The organism is Neobacillus notoginsengisoli (genome assembly GCF_003515685.1).
Lineage (GTDB): Bacteria > Bacillota > Bacilli > Bacillales > Cytobacillaceae > Bacillus_D > Bacillus_D notoginsengisoli.
In genome coordinates, this window is the sequence record NZ_QWEG01000021.1 from 15617 (window position 1) to 31654 (window position 16038).

Annotated in this window: 15 protein-coding genes; all 15 read left to right on the forward strand. The window is 45.7% G+C overall.

The features are described from left to right. The first annotated feature begins 356 nt into the window (after window positions 1-356). Window positions 357-539 (forward strand): small, acid-soluble spore protein, alpha/beta type, encoded by a 183-nt coding sequence (locus tag D1B31_RS21730; RefSeq protein ID WP_118924439.1) that lies wholly within the window; start codon window positions 357-359, stop codon window positions 537-539. Then, window positions 536-703, forward strand: coding sequence for a hypothetical protein (locus tag D1B31_RS24510; RefSeq protein WP_158587650.1), 168 nt, complete (start codon window positions 536-538; stop codon window positions 701-703). Before D1B31_RS21730 ends, D1B31_RS24510 begins: the two co-directional genes overlap by 4 nt. Window positions 704-960: 257 nt before the next feature. Further along, window positions 961-1827 (forward strand): 4-(cytidine 5'-diphospho)-2-C-methyl-D-erythritol kinase, encoded by an 867-nt coding sequence (gene ispE, locus D1B31_RS21735; protein ID WP_118924441.1) that lies wholly within the window; start codon window positions 961-963, stop codon window positions 1825-1827. Between the two features lie 53 nt (window positions 1828-1880). Further along, window positions 1881-2702 carry a pur operon repressor gene (gene purR / locus D1B31_RS21740; RefSeq protein WP_118924443.1) on the forward strand — a complete coding sequence of 274 codons (822 nt, stop codon included), beginning with the start codon at window positions 1881-1883 and terminating at the stop codon, window positions 2700-2702. Between the two features lie 17 nt (window positions 2703-2719). Beyond that, window positions 2720-3094: a RidA family protein gene (locus D1B31_RS21745; protein ID WP_118924445.1), complete on the forward strand. Its 375-nt coding sequence runs from the start codon at window positions 2720-2722 to the stop codon at window positions 3092-3094. A 216-nt stretch (window positions 3095-3310) separates the two neighbouring features. Then, window positions 3311-3601 (forward strand): septation regulator SpoVG, encoded by a 291-nt coding sequence (spoVG, locus tag D1B31_RS21750; RefSeq protein WP_110114672.1) that lies wholly within the window; start codon window positions 3311-3313, stop codon window positions 3599-3601. Window positions 3602-3859: 258 nt separating this feature from the next. Continuing rightward, window positions 3860-5233, forward strand: a complete 1374-nt coding sequence (gene glmU, locus D1B31_RS21755; protein WP_118924447.1) for a bifunctional UDP-N-acetylglucosamine diphosphorylase/glucosamine-1-phosphate N-acetyltransferase GlmU — start codon at window positions 3860-3862, stop codon at window positions 5231-5233. 20 nt (window positions 5234-5253) lie between these two features. Continuing rightward, window positions 5254-6210: a ribose-phosphate diphosphokinase gene (locus tag D1B31_RS21760; protein ID WP_118924449.1), complete on the forward strand. Its 957-nt coding sequence runs from the start codon at window positions 5254-5256 to the stop codon at window positions 6208-6210. 155 nt (window positions 6211-6365) lie between these two features. Continuing rightward, window positions 6366-7001 (forward strand): 50S ribosomal protein L25/general stress protein Ctc, encoded by a 636-nt coding sequence (locus D1B31_RS21765; protein WP_118924451.1) that lies wholly within the window; start codon window positions 6366-6368, stop codon window positions 6999-7001. A gap of 66 nt (window positions 7002-7067) precedes the next feature. After that, window positions 7068-7637: an aminoacyl-tRNA hydrolase gene (pth, locus tag D1B31_RS21770; RefSeq protein WP_118924453.1), complete on the forward strand. Its 570-nt coding sequence runs from the start codon at window positions 7068-7070 to the stop codon at window positions 7635-7637. A gap of 83 nt (window positions 7638-7720) precedes the next feature. Continuing rightward, window positions 7721-7951: an anti-sigma-F factor Fin gene (locus D1B31_RS21775; protein WP_118924455.1), complete on the forward strand. Its 231-nt coding sequence runs from the start codon at window positions 7721-7723 to the stop codon at window positions 7949-7951. Between the two features lie 116 nt (window positions 7952-8067). After that, window positions 8068-11601, forward strand: coding sequence for a transcription-repair coupling factor (mfd, locus tag D1B31_RS21780; protein WP_118924457.1), 3534 nt, complete (start codon window positions 8068-8070; stop codon window positions 11599-11601). Between the two features lie 263 nt (window positions 11602-11864). Continuing rightward, a complete protein-coding gene (spoVT, locus tag D1B31_RS21785) occupies window positions 11865-12401 on the forward strand; it encodes a stage V sporulation protein T (protein WP_118924459.1) in 537 nt (178 codons plus the stop codon). A gap of 542 nt (window positions 12402-12943) precedes the next feature. Further along, entirely contained in the window at window positions 12944-14554 is a 1611-nt protein-coding gene (locus D1B31_RS21790; protein ID WP_118924461.1) for a putative polysaccharide biosynthesis protein, read from the forward strand. Beyond that, entirely contained in the window at window positions 14551-16017 is a 1467-nt protein-coding gene (gene yabN, locus D1B31_RS21795) for a bifunctional methyltransferase/pyrophosphohydrolase YabN (RefSeq protein WP_118924463.1), read from the forward strand. The genes D1B31_RS21790 and yabN overlap by 4 nt, the downstream gene beginning before the upstream one ends. Window positions 16018-16038 lie beyond the last annotated feature (21 nt).

Genomic DNA, 16038 nt, shown 5'->3' on the forward strand with positions numbered 1-16038 from the left:
CAGCGGCCATAGGGTCCGCTGTTTTTGCGTTTATAGGACTTCCTTCTCCTCCTAACGATAACTCAACCTCGAATCACTTCGTTCATCGTATTTCCTTTATCTCGTTCAGAGCCCTCCAGTCCATACGACGCTAAACGGCCGCTTCCGCTTTTCTAGTGTCCAGCTGCAGCGGCTAGGGGCTCGGGTCTTAAGTCAATCCGTCAAGAAGGCAAAGAACGCCTTCTGGCCGACTTGTCTTAAGCCTGTCGCCCCTGAACGAGCCGCTTCCGCTTTTCTGTCAGGATTTAGGCATTATCAAAAGTAGGCGTTACTTGCATACTAAGAATGCCGCGTCCGCAAAAAGGGGTTGTTTTAACTTGGCAAGGAGACGGGGTATTATGTCGGACCGTTTTAAAGAAGAACTTGCAAAGGATCTTGGTTTCTATGATGTCGTCGAGAGAGAAGGATGGGGCGGCATCAAGGCTAGGGATGCGGGGAATATGGTGAAACGCGCCATCGAGCTTGCCGAACAGCAGCTCTTACAGGGACGAAAAGAGTGAAACCGCTTCAATTGCGCAGGTTGGGAATTGTCCTTCTTGCGAGCGGTTTTGTCTATAAAAAAATTAGCAGGCTTGCTGCGGGGGACGCTTTTTCTCTGAAAAAGGAAGAGCACCTTGAAGAGCCGGGGACAGCCTGGTTTTTGATACAATCAGCGCGGCACTGAACGGCAAACCATTCCAATAAAATAACACAAGCGGCGCGGCAGGGCGGGGATTTCCCCGCCCTTTTGGTTTAGCTGTTATAGATACACCTAAATTTTTGTGCATAGTTCAATAAACAGGAGTCTTATCCTTTTCGATTTGTGGTAAAATAGGACAAAACTGGCCAACCCGGCCGAGAAAACCATCCGGGCCATGGCAACGTTAATTAACTTAGAAAGCGCGTCTTGCGTTTTTTATATACAAAAGTAGGTGTACCTCAGTGAAGCTTTTAGTAAAAGCCCCAGCAAAGATAAATCTGTCGCTTGATGTACTGCATAAACGGCCCGATGGCTATCATGAAGTTGAGATGATCATGACGACTATTGACTTGGCCGACCGCCTTGAACTGTCACACTCGGATGATGGGCAAATTAGGATCGTTTCCCAGAACCGTTACGTTCCAGATGATCAGCGCAATCTTGCCTATCAAGCTGCACAGTTATTAAAGGACCGTTTTCAAGTCAAAGAGGGCGTAACGATTGCAATTGAGAAGACGATTCCCGTTGCCGCCGGCCTTGCTGGTGGAAGCAGTGATGCGGCAGCCGCGTTGAGGGGGTTGAATAAATTATGGAACCTTGGTCTTTCCCTTGATGAGCTTGCCGGTTTGGGAGCTGAAATTGGCTCCGATGTCTCTTTTTGCGTGTATGGCGGCACAGCCCTTGCAACAGGAAGGGGAGAACAGATTGAGAAACTGCCGGCACCTCCTACATGTTGGGTCATATTGGCCAAGCCTTTTATTGGCGTCTCAACAGCAGATGTCTATCGGAAACTAGAGCTGCCAGCAGCCAATCGCCCAGATATCCAAAGAATGATTGAAGCGATCAGCAGCAATGACTATCATGCTGTTTGCAGGAATGTAGGCAATGTACTGGAGGATGTGACGCTGAAACATCATCCAGAAGTTGCCCAAATTAAGGACCAAATGAAAAGGTTCGGTGCTGATGCTGTTTTGATGAGCGGCAGCGGTCCGACGGTTTTCGGGCTGGTCAGGCATGATTCGCGGCTAAACAGGATATACAATGGATTAAGAGGCTTCTGCGACCAGGTTTTCGCTGTCAGGATGCTTGGAGAACGCCACCTTGAATAAAACCGTACAATTATGATACATTAAAGGAAAATATTCGGCATTTGGAGGTTTCCATGAAATTTCGGCGCAGCGAACGCTTAATTGATATGACCAATTATTTGCTTGAACGGCCCCGAGAACTGATCCCGCTCACATTTTTTGCGGACAGATATTCTTCTGCCAAATCATCGATTAGCGAAGATCTTGGGATTATTAAAGAAATATTCGAAAATAGAGGAGTCGGAACCTTGCAGACAGTACCAGGAGCAGCAGGCGGGGTCAGATACCTTGTTAAAATTGGCGACGAACAAGCAAAGGCTTATATCCAAAAACTTTGTGAGCTTATTGCAAGGCCGGACAGGCTGCTCCCTGGAGGCTATTTGTATTTGGCTGATATCCTCGGAGATCCTTCCATTGTCCAGACAGCGGGGAAAATCATTGCTTCTTCCTATGCTTCGGCAAAAATTGATGTGGTCATGACGATTGCAACGAAAGGCATTCCGTTAGCCTATGCGGTCGCTGCTCATCTCAATGTCCCTGTTGTTATTGTTAGACGGGACAACAAAGTAACCGAAGGCCCGCAAGTAAGCATTAATTACGTTTCGGGATCGGCAAAAAGGATTCAGACAATGGTCCTATCGAAACGGAGCCTTGCTGAAGGTTCCAAAGTTCTGATCGTCGATGACTTCATGAAGGCTGGTGGGACAGTAACTGGAATGGTCAGCCTGCTTGAAGAATTTAATGCGACAGTTGCCGGAATAGCTGTACTGGTCGAATCGGAAGAAATAGAAGAACGACTCGTTGATGAGTATATCTCGCTTGTCAAGCTGGCAGATGTCGATGTCAAGGAGAAGCAGATAAAAGTTCTAGAAGGAAATTATTTCAGCAAAAAATGAACAGAGGGGGGACCAACTTGAAAAGCGTCCATACAGACAATGCGCCTGCGGCAATCGGGCCATATTCGCAGGGTATTATTGTGAATAATATGTTTTACAGCTCGGGGCAGATTCCATTGACGCCTGATGGAACCTTAGTTAAAGGGGGCATCGCGGTGCAGGCTCGCCAGGTTTTTAAAAACCTTGATGCAGTCCTGCAGGCGGCGGGCGCCTCTTTTGAAACCGTGGTCAAAACGGTCGTTTTCGTTAAAAACATGGACGACTTCGCTGTCTTGAATGAAGTGTACGCAGAATACTTCCCAGTACATAAACCGGCACGGTCAACAGTCGAAGTTTCCAGACTGCCAAAAGACGTTTTGGTCGAAATAGAAGTGATTGCTCTTGTTAAGTGAATGGTTCTCCGCTGAATGGATTGATGCGGAAATCTGACAGCTAGAGTAATCGTTTCTTGCAAAATAATATCAATCTAATTTATTCCATTTTTATCAAAAGTTCACTATTTTGCCCTAATTTTTCAAAAAAGTCTCAAAATGAAGAAGGAAAAACAAAACTTGTGACGAATATAGTACTAAGCATTTATAATTTTCACGAGAAAAGGGTGTGAACAAATGGAAGTGACAGACGTAAGATTGCGCCGCGTAAACACAGAAGGAAGAATGAGAGCGATTGCATCGATTACGCTTGACAATGAATTTGTCGTCCACGATATCCGTGTGATCGATGGAAACAATGGCTTGTTTGTTGCAATGCCAAGCAAGCGGACTCCGGATGGGGAATTCCGGGACATTGCCCATCCCATCAATTCCGGTACCCGAGGAAAAATTCAGGATGCAGTTCTGGCTGAGTACCACCGCCTTGGGGAATTAGAAGTTGAATTTGAAGAAGCCGGAGCTTCCTAGGAATATCGCATCAAGGGCCTACTTCGAAAGTCAGGCTCTTTTTTTGTTTCTAGGGAAATTTCCTTTATGCACCGCGTAAATCCTCCGTCTGCCTCCTAATAATTCGAACAAATCTTTACCAATAGCCCGTATCCTTGAAAAAGAAGCCCATTTACGTTATTATTTTTAATTGGGTATAGTTTAGTCGCTTTCAGTTTGGGTATGATCGCTTGAAGCAGATAACCATTCTGTAAGATATAAGGATTTGGAGGCATGGCCATGTCAAACCGTTTTGCTATCATCCTGGCCGCGGGCCAAGGAACACGTATGAAATCAAAGCTATATAAAGTGCTGCATCCCGTTTGCGGCAAGCCGATGGTACAGCACGTAGTCGATGAGATTTCGAAACTTTCCATCAGTGACATTGTAACAATCGTCGGCCATGGAGCTGAAAAAGTACAGGCGCACCTTGGTGAAAAAAGCAAATATGCTCTTCAGGAGCAGCAGCTTGGAACCGCGCATGCCGTCATGCAGGCGGCTGGTGAGCTCGCTGGCTTAGAAGGCGTCACCCTTGTGGTGTGCGGCGACACCCCGCTTATTAAAGCCGAAACAATGGAGGCACTGTTCCGGCACCATTCCGAACAATCTGCAAAAGCAACAATCCTCACCGCCCGAATGGATAACCCCGCCGGTTACGGGCGTGTTGTCCGCGATTCAGCAGGGCACGTTGAAAAAATCGTAGAACACAAAGATGCCAGTGATGCAGAACGGGCCATAACTGAAATAAATACCGGCACATACTGTTTCGATAACAAGGCACTTTTCTCCGCGCTTAAAAACGTCTCCAATGAAAACTCGCAGGGTGAATATTATCTTCCTGATGTAATCGAGATTCTGAAGAGCCAGGGTGAAGTTGTAACAGCTTACCTTACTGATGATGCAGAGGAAACACTCGGGGTAAACGACCGTGTCGCTCTTTCTGAAGCAGAGCGGATTATGAGAAAGCGGATTAATGAAATGCATATGCGAAACGGCGTTTCATTCATCGATTCCGCCTCAACCTATATTGGCCCTGATGTAGTGATTGGACAGGATACGGTCATTTATCCTGGGACAATCATTAGCGGCACGACTGTTATTGGCGAAGAATGCAAGATAGGGCCGAATACGGAAATTGATTCTTGTGAAGTTGGCAATCATACGGTTATCAGGCAATCAGCAGCTTTTAAAAGTTCAATTGGTTCCCATGTCAAGATTGGGCCGTTCGCGCATATCCGTCCGGACTCTACTCTCGGAGACGATGTAAAAATCGGTAACTTCGTTGAAATCAAAAAAACTGTTATGGGTCATTCGAGCAAGGCATCACACCTAAGCTACATCGGTGATGCTGAAGTAGGCCGTGATGTGAATATCGGCTGTGGTTCCATAACAGTCAACTATGATGGCAAAAACAAGTTTTTAACTAAAATCGAGGATGGGGTATTTATCGGCTGCAACTCAAACCTTGTTGCACCTGTCACGATTGGAAAAGGCGCCTACGTTGCCGCAGGTTCAACCATTACCGAAAACGTCCCTCCAGAGGCATTGTCCCTTGCAAGGGCCCGTCAAGTAAATAAAGAGAATTACGTTCAAAAACTTAACACAAAGAAATAACCGTATAATTGGAGGCCATCATGTCAAATCAATATCTAGACCCGAAATTAAAGGTGTTCAGTCTGAACTCGAATTTCCCGCTTGCCGCTGAAATTGCCAAATTCATCGGTGTCGAGCTTGGTAAATGTTCGGTCACACGCTTTAGTGACGGCGAAATTCAAATCAATATTGAAGAAAGCATCCGTGGCTGCGATGTCTATATCATCCAGTCGACCGGTGCTCCTGTGAATGAAAATATCATGGAGCTGCTGATCATGATTGATGCATTGAAACGGGCATCTGCTAAGACAATTAATATCGTTATGCCTTACTATGGATACGCCCGCCAGGATCGGAAAGCGCGTGCCCGCGAGCCGATCACAGCAAAGCTCGTCGCAAACCTGCTGGAGACAGCCGGCGCGACTCGCGTCATCACGCTTGATTTGCATGCGCCTCAAATCCAGGGATTCTTTGATATTCCTATTGATCACCTGATGGGTGTGCCGATCCTGTCGGAACATTTCCGGAATAGGGACTTAAATGGCGATATCGTCATTGTTTCCCCTGATCATGGTGGTGTCACACGCGCCCGTAGAATGGCTGAGCGCCTGAAAGCGCCGATTGCCATAATCGACAAGCGCAGGCCTAGGCCGAATGTCGCCGAGGTTATGAATATCGTTGGACACATTGAAGGCAAGGTTGCCATTTTAATTGATGATATTATTGACACTGCAGGCACAATCACCCTAGCTGCGAACGCACTTGCAGAAAACGGCGCTTCGGCAGTCTATGCGTGCTGCACACATCCGGTTTTGTCAGGGCCGGCCATTGAACGCATCCAGAACTCAAATATTAAAGAGCTTGTTGTAACGAACACGATTGAGTTAAAAGATGAAAAGAAAATAGATAAAATCACTGCGCTTTCAGTCGCCCCTCTTATTGGCGAAGCCATCATAAGAGTACATGAGGAACAATCTGTAAGTACATTGTTTGACTAAAAATCTGTTTGTGAGGGTCTCTCTTAAGGGCAGGGCCTTTTCCTCACGTTTTAGCAGGTTTCCGCCTCTTAGATTCATCTAATGCGTTTAGACCTACCTCTTTTAGGGCACTTTTTTATAGAGAACCAAAGAAGAAACAGGAAGGGGATAAATACATGAGTACAGTTTTGCAGGCAAAAAACCGCAGCGGAGAGAAAAAGATTTCTGTGAGGAAGTTACGGAGGGAGGGCAATATCCCAGCTGTCGTGTACGGATCTGATGTTGAAAGTACAGCAATCTATGTCAGCGAGGCTGATTTTGCCAGAACGATCAAGCAAGTCGGAAGGAACGGCGTCATTTCCCTCGATGTAGACGGGAAAAAGTGGGATGTTGTCTTATCCGACTATCAACAAGATGTCATTAAAAATAATATTGTTCACGCAGACTTTCTTGCAGTGGACAAGTCGACGAAGATTAATGCGGACGTTAACATTACGCTAGTTGGAGATGCTTCGGGAGTTAGGGATGGCGGTATTTTGCAGCAGCCGCTGTTTGCAGTCTCCATCACAAGCACCCCGGGCAATATCCCTCCGGTACTTGAAATTGATATTACTTCCATGCAAGTAGGAGATGTTCTTACGGTTGCCGACTTGAACGCGGAAGGCAAATTTGAGATTAACAATGATCCGGACGAGGTTATTGCATCCATCCTGCCGCCGACAGTTGAAGAGGAAATAGATACGGGTGAGCAGCAGGACGGAGGAGTTCCTGAAAATGAAGAAGGCAGGGAAACAAAGCCTTCCGAAGGATAATAAAACCAGACGTAGCCTTAGAAATAAGGTTACGTCTTTTATCATTTATGAACGGGGGAATTAGGAGTGAAGTTGATTGTCGGTTTAGGGAATCCTGGCAGGCAGTATGCGGGTACAAGACATAATATCGGCTTTGCCGTCATTGAACGTCTTGCGGACAAGTTTGGCATTCCGCTTGATCAGGCGAAACATAAAGGGCTATTTGGGTCCGGTTTTTATAAAAGTGAAAAGGTTGCTTTGCTCATGCCCCTTACATATATGAATTTATCGGGTGAATCAATTCGGGCTGCAATGGATTTTTATAAAATGGAGCCTGAGGATATTGTTGTTATTTATGATGATCTTGATTTGCCGGTCGGGAAAATCCGCCTCCGCCAAAAGGGAAGTCCAGGCGGGCATAATGGGATGAAATCAACTATTGCCCATCTTGGAACATCAGAGTTCAACCGGGTGAGGATTGGCATCAGCAGGCCACCGGCCGGGATGGCGGTGACAGATTATGTACTGGGGCGTTTTTGGAAGGAAGAAGAACCGTTGATGGCGGAAGCGGTTGAAAAAAGTGCCGAAGCCTGTGAGGCGTGGCTTGAAAAGCCGTTTTTGCAAGTCATGAATGAATTCAACCAACAGAATTCATAAATGCTTTGTGGATGCCATATGATGAATAAATCATTCCCTGAAAGTCCATACTAGAAATACTGATATTATAGGGAGGGAATGGCGTGGCTATCCGTTATATATGCCGCCATTGCGGCACCAGGATTGGCTCAATTGACATGCTATCAGCCGATTCGGTCATGATGGGTCTGAATTTGCTAAGCGGTGAGGATCGCGCATCGATGGTTTCATATGAGCAAAATGGTGATATACAAATAAAGTCCATATGTGAAGATTGCCAGGAATCGCTTGAAAAGAACCCTAATCTTCATCAATATGATTACTTGATTCATTAAGTAGGCTTTGGAGAGGTCCAAAGCGTTTTTCTGTTTCTATAGGATGGGAGTAACGTCATGAGTGTAAGAGAAAGAGTAAGAACAGACTTGAGAAGCGCAGGAAAGGAGGACATGAAATGGAAGGCCTGACGACATTGTTCCTTAAGCACGAAGACATTCAATCGGTCATTAGCGGAATGGAAGGCGGCTTAAAGGAACAGCTGATTGCAGGATTGTCCGGCTCATCAAGGACGGTACTAGCAGCATCTATTTATAAACAAACGGACAGGCCAATCCTCCTCATTACCCATAACCTGCTGCAGGCGCAAAAGCTTTATGAGGACCTGGCGAGCCTTGTCAACGAAAAAGAAGTTTACTTGTTTCCGGCAAATGAATTAATTGCAGCCGAAATGAGCATTGCGAGTCCCGAACTTAGGGGCCAAAGAATTGAAGTGCTAAATGAATGGAGCAGGAATGGAAAAGGTATATTGATAGCGCCAGTTTCGGGTCTGCGAAAAATTTTGCCGCCAAAAGAAATCTGGGGACGCTATCAGCATTCCATTGAAAAGGATCAGGACATAGACATAGAAGGCACGCTTGAAACCTTAGTGCAAATGGGCTATGTCCGCTCTGAGATGGTGTCGACTCCTGGTGAATTCAGTGTCAGAGGTGGAATTCTAGATATTTTTCCACTCACAGAGGCAAATCCGTTCAGAATTGAACTGTTTGACACTGAAGTTGAATCAATTAGAAGTTTTTCAATTGAGGACCAACGTTCAAAGGAGAGAATCCCGAAAGCGATTATTGGCCCTGCCACTGAAATGCCGCTCGGGGAGGATGATTTTTCACGCCTATCCTCTAATCTCAAGGTGGGGCTAGCGGCCAGCTTGAAGAAAATCAAGGATGAAAAAGCGAAAATGCTCCTCTCCCAAAATATGTCGTTTGAATTGGAGCAACTAAACAATAGGCAACGGCCTGACCAGATTTTCAAGTACGCGTCGATTGCATATGAACATCCCGCTAGTTTGCTAGATTATTTGCCCGAAAACGGCCTTCTTATGATAGATGAAATCAGCAGGGTGCTGGAAATGAGCGAGGCGCTAGATAAGGAAGAGGCAGAATGGTATGCGTCTCTTTTAAGTGAGGGGAAAATCATCCATGGGCTATCACTGTCGCACCATGTACTCGATCTCTTTCAGAAAAGGCGGGTACCGGTATTGTACTTGTCGCTTTTCCTTCGCCATGTTGCCAATACAAACCCGCAAAATATTATCAACATTTCTTCTCGGCAAATGCAGAATTTCCATGGCCAGATGCACCTTCTTAAGGTTGAGATGGATAGATGGAAAAAAGGCGGCTTTACTGTCCTGTTCCTTGGAGCGGATCACGATAGAGTAGAAAAGCTTCAGCGTGTATTAGAAGACTATGACATTGAGGCCGGAGTGACAAAAGAAATTTCCCATCTTGTACCGGGAAAGGCTCAAATCACTCTAGGCACCCTTCAAAGCGGTTTTGAAATGCCAATGCAGAAAATCGCTGTCATCACAGAAGAAGAGCTGTTTAATAAACGGGTAAAAAAGTCGAGGCAGCGCCAAAAACTGTCAAATGCCGAGCGGATTAAAAGTTATTCTGAGCTGAAAATCGGCGATTATGTCGTCCATGTGAACCACGGAATCGGTAAGTACCTGGGAATTGAAACGTTGGTCATTAATGGTCTTCATAAAGATTATCTTCATATCCGCTACCAGGGGACAGATAAACTGTATGTGCCTGTTGAACAGATTGATCTCGTGCAAAAATTTGTCGGTTCTGAAGGGAAAGAGCCGAAAGTCTACAAACTTGGCGGCAGTGACTGGAAGCGGGTTAAGAAAAAAGTCCAATCTTCGGTACAGGATATTGCCGATGATTTGATAAAGCTGTATGCCGAGCGAGAAGCTGCTATTGGGTATGCCTTCAGCCCTGATGGCGAGATGCAGCGAGAGTTCGAGGCTTCCTTTCCATATCAGGAAACAGAGGATCAGCTCAGGTCCATCCATGAAATCAAACGTGATATGGAAAAGTCCCAGCCGATGGATCGCCTTCTCTGCGGCGACGTGGGCTATGGAAAGACTGAAGTCGCCATTCGTGCCGCGTTTAAAGCGATTGCAGATGGAAAACAGGTTGCCTTCCTCGTACCGACAACAATTCTCGCGCAGCAACATTATGAAACAATCCGGGAGAGGTTCCAAGATTATCCTATCAATATCGGGCTCTTAAGTCGGTTCCGTTCTAGAAAACAGCAGACAGAGACGATAAAAGGACTGAAAGCCGGAACGGTAGACATCGTCATCGGTACACATAGGCTTTTATCCAAAGATGTTGTATACCGGGATATCGGGCTGCTCATTATTGATGAGGAGCAGCGGTTTGGTGTGACGCATAAAGAAAAAATAAAGCAATTGAAAACAAATGTCGATGTCCTGACATTAACAGCGACTCCTATTCCGAGGACGCTGCATATGTCAATGCTCGGAGTCCGCGATCTATCTGTTATTGAAACCCCTCCGGAAAACAGGTTCCCAATCCAGACATATGTAATGGAATATAACGGGGTTCTTGTTAAGGAAGCAATCGAACGTGAGCTTGCCCGTGATGGGCAGGTTTATTTCCTCTATAACAGGGTTGAGGATATCGAAAGAAAGGCAGAAGAAATTTCAATGCTCGTCCCGGATGCGCGAGTCACTTTTGCACACGGCCAAATGTCAGAAAATGAACTTGAATCAGTCATGATCGGTTTTCTCGCCGGGGAATTTGATGTCCTGGTGACAACGACGATTATTGAAACAGGTGTAGACATTCCGAACGTCAATACTCTGATTGTGCATGATGCGGACCGGATGGGGCTTTCACAACTTTATCAGCTCCGTGGCCGCGTTGGCCGGTCAAACAGGATTGCCTACGCCTACTTTACGTATAGAAAAGATAAGGTGCTGACAGAGGTTGCCGAAAAACGGCTTCATGCGATTAAGGAATTTACTGAACTCGGCTCTGGATTCAAAATCGCAATGAGGGACTTGTCCATCAGGGGGGCAGGAAATCTGCTCGGTGCGCAGCAGCATGGATTTATTGATTCTGTCGGGTTTGATCTTTATTCTCAAATGCTCAAAGAAGCAATTGAAGAGCGGAGAGGTAAAGTCACGGAAGAAGAAAACCCGACAGTGGAAATCGACCTCGATTTGGATGCTTATATTCCCGATTCCTATATTCGTGATGGCCATCAAAAAATTGAAATGTACAAACGTTTCCGCGGAATTCAGGAGTTGGAGGATATTAAGGAGCTTGAAGACGAGCTGAAGGACCGGTTTGGAGAATACCCTGATGAGGTTTCTTACTTATTCAGTGTAGCTGAAATTAAAATCTATGCACTAAATGCAGGGATTGAGTCCATCAAGCAAGTAAAGAGCAAAATAACCATCCTTTTAAATGAAAAGGCCGTGACAGAAATCCCGGGTGATGCGATTGTAGATGTCACCTATCCTTTTGGTAGAATGGCTGGCTTTGGAATGGAAGGGAAGAAGTTCAAAATTACGCTCGAGGCAAAAGACGGACAAACAGCTAAGTGGCTGCACGCCATATATGAAATAGCCAAAGGGCTTGAAGCTTCCAGAAGAAAACCAAACGGCAGGCATTAAGTCCCGGATTGACCTTTTTTAAAATAAGATAGGCAGTATTTGTTTCAGGACGGAAAAAGTTGGGTAATTCATTCAATGTAGCTTGCCGTTTCAAATTGGTATGTTTATCCTGTTTTGGAAGCTTTATTTCCAGTTATAAAATAATTTCCCCCATGAATAGAACTTTCCATATGAAGGATACTAAGTTCAAACTTGGTGAAGCTATCAGCAATAGGCAGGGTTTCACTAATTTCAATCATCAGATGAAAGTGAGGCAACATTGGATGAAAGCAACTGGTATAGTTCGTCGAATCGATGATTTGGGTCGTGTTGTCATTCCAAAGGAAATCCGCAGAACCCTCCGGATAAGGGAAGGAGATCCGCTCGAAATATTTGTCGACCGTGATGGAGAAGTAATCCTTAAGAAATATTCACCAATCAGTGAATTGAGCGATTTTGCAAAAGAATATGCGGAAGCGCTTTATGACAGCCTTGGCAATCCAGTCCTGATTTGTGACAGGGATGCTTATATTGCTACAGCAGGCGGATCGAAGAAGGATTTCCTTAACAAAAACATTGGTGAGCTTGTTGAAAAAGTGATGGAAGACCGTTCTTCTGTCCTCGTTACCCAGCAGGGACAATTTGCTCTTGTTGATGGTATTGAAGAATCGATTTCTTCCTACACAATCGGTCCAATTATTGCAAATGGAGATCCGATTGGAGCAGTTATTATTTTTTCAAAAGAAGGTACTCTTGGGGAAGTTGAGCAAAAAGCAGTTGAAACGGCAGCCGGCTTCCTAGCTAGGCAAATGGAACAATAGGCCGCACCGTCGGCAAGAGAAGGCTGGCCCCCATTATCGGGACCGGCCTTTTTCTTATTCTATATAGGTAGACCATGATTTTTATCCAAGTAAGGTCAAAGAGCTAGTTGATTGGAACGGAAGGCGCGAAGACTCCTCGAAAATCGTGAATTATGCTATCGCATAATTCCTGCGGGGCCAATTCACAGAGGCTTTCCTTGTACTATCGCATTTCCTTCGTGCAAAGCCTATTCGAGGGAGCTGTTTGTCCTGCGGGATGCGGCGGCAAGGTGGAGACCCCACAGGCGCAAAAGCGCCGAGGAGGCTCCACTGACGCCCCGCGGAAAGCGAAGTGCCTCGCGACAGGCAAAAACCGCCTCGAGACAGGCACAGATCGCCTGTCTCTGCGATGCAAATTCTGGGGAGCTTTCCTTTGTGTCCCTGCGATGATTATTCTCAGAAGCTTTCCTTTGTGAAGCGCAAATCAACGACAACGTTAAAAAGTTTAGTTCGTTTTATATATGTTATAATAATTGTCGAATTCGCATTTGAAGGAGACTGCAATGGAGCCGGTAAAACAGGGGAAAAATCTTTTTAAGGGAGCTTTTATACTAACGGCTGCCGCCTTATTCACAAAATTATTAAGCGCTGGGTACCGAATCCCTTTCCAGAACATTGCCGGGGATATCGGTTTTTATATTTATCAGCAGGTTTACCCCTTTTATGGGGTAGCCATGGCACTTGCGACAACAGGATTCCCTGTTGTTCTTTCGAAATTATATGCTGAGGAAAAGAAGCGCGGGCTCCAGTTGCTCGCGGCTTCCTATTTGTTATTGCAGTTGTTTGGCCTGCTCTGTTTTGGAATCCTGTATGCCGGGTCTGATTTTATTGCCCGCTGGATGGGTGACCCGGGGCTTGCCATCTTAATGAGGACCGTCTCGGTTATTTTCCTGTTGTTTCCGGCAATTTCGGTTATGAGAGGTTACTTTCAGGGAAAGGGTGACATGATCCCAACCGCGTCTTCACAAATTGGCGAACAGTCAATCCGGGTCGTAACCATCCTTGCCATTGCACTCCTTTTTACGAGGCAAGGCTTTTCTCTTTATTATGTAGGTGCAGGCGCGATGTTTGGCTCAGTCACCGGCGGGATTGTATCGCTCATCATCCTTTTACTATTCCTGCGCCATCGGAAGCAAGAGCGAAGGGATTGGAATCCCCGTGATTTTTTCATGCCTGGATTCAAAGAGATGAAACGAATCGCAGGTATCCTCGGGCCGCAGGGGCTGGCCATTTGTATCAGTAGCCTGTTGATGGTTTTCATTCAATTGGGTGATGCCCTCAATCTCTATTCACTTCTAGTCATTAAGGGGATAGCTGCGATGGAAGCAAAGGAGCTAAAGGGAGTATTTGACCGAGGGCAGCCGATAATCCAACTCGGCCTAACGGCGGCCTCGACGATTTCTTTATCGTTAGTTCCGCTGATCGCCAGTATCCGGCTGAAAAAGAATAAACAATTCCTTATTCACAAAATTCGGCTCGCCATGAGGGTAACGGCCGTCATTGGTGCGGGGGCAGCAGTGGGGCTGTGGGCGATTGCGAGGCCGACGAATATTATGCTGTTTGAAAATGGACACGGTACTGACGTGCTGGCTATTTTAAGTGGTGGAATCTTGTTTAGTTCAATCGCCATGACAGCATCATCAATTTTGCAGGGCAGGGGAGTTCTATTTCCTCCTGCGGTAGCCATACTGGCAGCATTTCCATTAAAGTATGCTTTAAACCTCATCCTTGTTCCACGTTATGGGACCATTGGTGCGGCATGGGCAACGGCCACCACCTTGCTGCTGGTAGCCGTTGCGGTTGGCCTTATCCTTAGAAAAAATATTAATGGTAAAGTATTTGACAGGCCATTTTTGAAAAAATTACTGATAGCCGCAGTTTCGATGGTTATCTTTTTGAAACTCTTTCTTTTCGGAACGGAATTTTTATATGAACTTGGAAGCATGCGGTTGGCATCCTCTGTCCAGGCAGTAAGTTCCTGTTTTTTCGGGGCATTTTTATATCTTTTTATCATTGTCAGGGGTGGGGTATTTAAAGAGGATGAACTAGCACTCTTTCCATTCGGAAGTAAATTGGCTTATTTCCTGCCACACGATAGGAGTCGGAAAATATGACAAAAGAAATTGAAGTTGTCGGCCTGGGAGCGGGTGGGTTGGATCAATTGCCACTTGGGGTTTATAGAAAATTAATGGGCGATAGACGGGTCTTCTTAAGGACGAAGGAACACCCGGTTGTCCGGGAACTTGAAGAAGAACATTTTTCCTATACATCTTTTGATTCTATATATGAAAAGTTTGATTCGTTCGAGGCGGTTTACGAAGAGATCTGCCGCTTGCTGGTTGCCGAGGCAGCAGCAGGGCCAATCATCTATGCGGTCCCGGGCCATCCTCTTGTGGCGGAAAGGACTATCCAGCTTCTTTTGGATACTGAAACCAGGCTGGGAAAGGTCAAAATCCGTTTCGGAGGCGGGCAAAGCTTTTTAGATGCATTGTTCCAAACTTTAAAAATAGATCCTGTGGAAGGATTCCAGCTTCTCGATGGCACTGCTTTAAGATCAGAACAGCTGCAACTGGGACAGCATATGTTTATTAGCCAGGTTTACGACAGGATGATCGCATCAGACGTAAAGCTCACACTTATGGAACGACTGCCTGATGAATATGAAGTGTATATCGTAACAGCCGCGGGGAGTTCTGAAGAGAAAATAGTAAAAGTCCCATTGTATGAGCTTGACCATAAAACGGAAATACATAATCTCGTTACTCTATATGTCCCGCCGGTAAAAAAAGAAGAACTGCTCCTCGGGGAATTTTCAAAGCTCCGTGACATTATTGCTGTTCTGCGGGGGCCAGAAGGATGTCCATGGGATCAGGAACAAACCCATGAGTCACTCAAAAAGTACTTAATTGAGGAAACATATGAAGTCATTGAGGCAATTGACAGCGGAGATATCGATCATCTTATCGAGGAGCTCGGCGATGTACTGCTGCAAATCATGCTTCATGCACAAATTGGCGAGGAAGAAGGTTATTTTACAATTAACGATGTCGTTGAATCCATCGCCAGCAAAATGATTAGAAGGCATCCTCATGTTTTCGGGAATAAGAAAGCCGAGACCCCGGATGAGGTAGTCGCAAACTGGCAGGAGATTAAAGCCCGAGAAAAAGGGGCGGAAAAAAGGGATTCTAGACTTGATGGGATACCTAAATCCCTACCAGCTTTGCTGAAAGCCTTCGAATTGCAAAAAAAGGCGGCAAAAGTTGGATTTGACTGGGAGGAAATTGGCCCTGCATTCGAGAAAGTAAAAGAAGAGCTCCGAGAGTTCGAGGCTGAACTAAGTGAAGAACACCTTTCGCAGGCAAAAAAGGAATTCGGTGACCTGTTGTTCGCCTTCGTAAACGTGGCTAGATTTCTTGATATCCATCCGGAAGAGGCGTTAATCGAAACAAACGAAAAATTCATCCGGCGCTTTAAGTATATTGAAGAAAAAGTAAAAGCAAGCGGCCGACCGTTCGAAGACTATTCACTAGAACAACTTGACGATTACTGGAACGAAGCAAAAGAAGAAGGGCTATAGCTGTAAGGGAGGGGGAGAAAA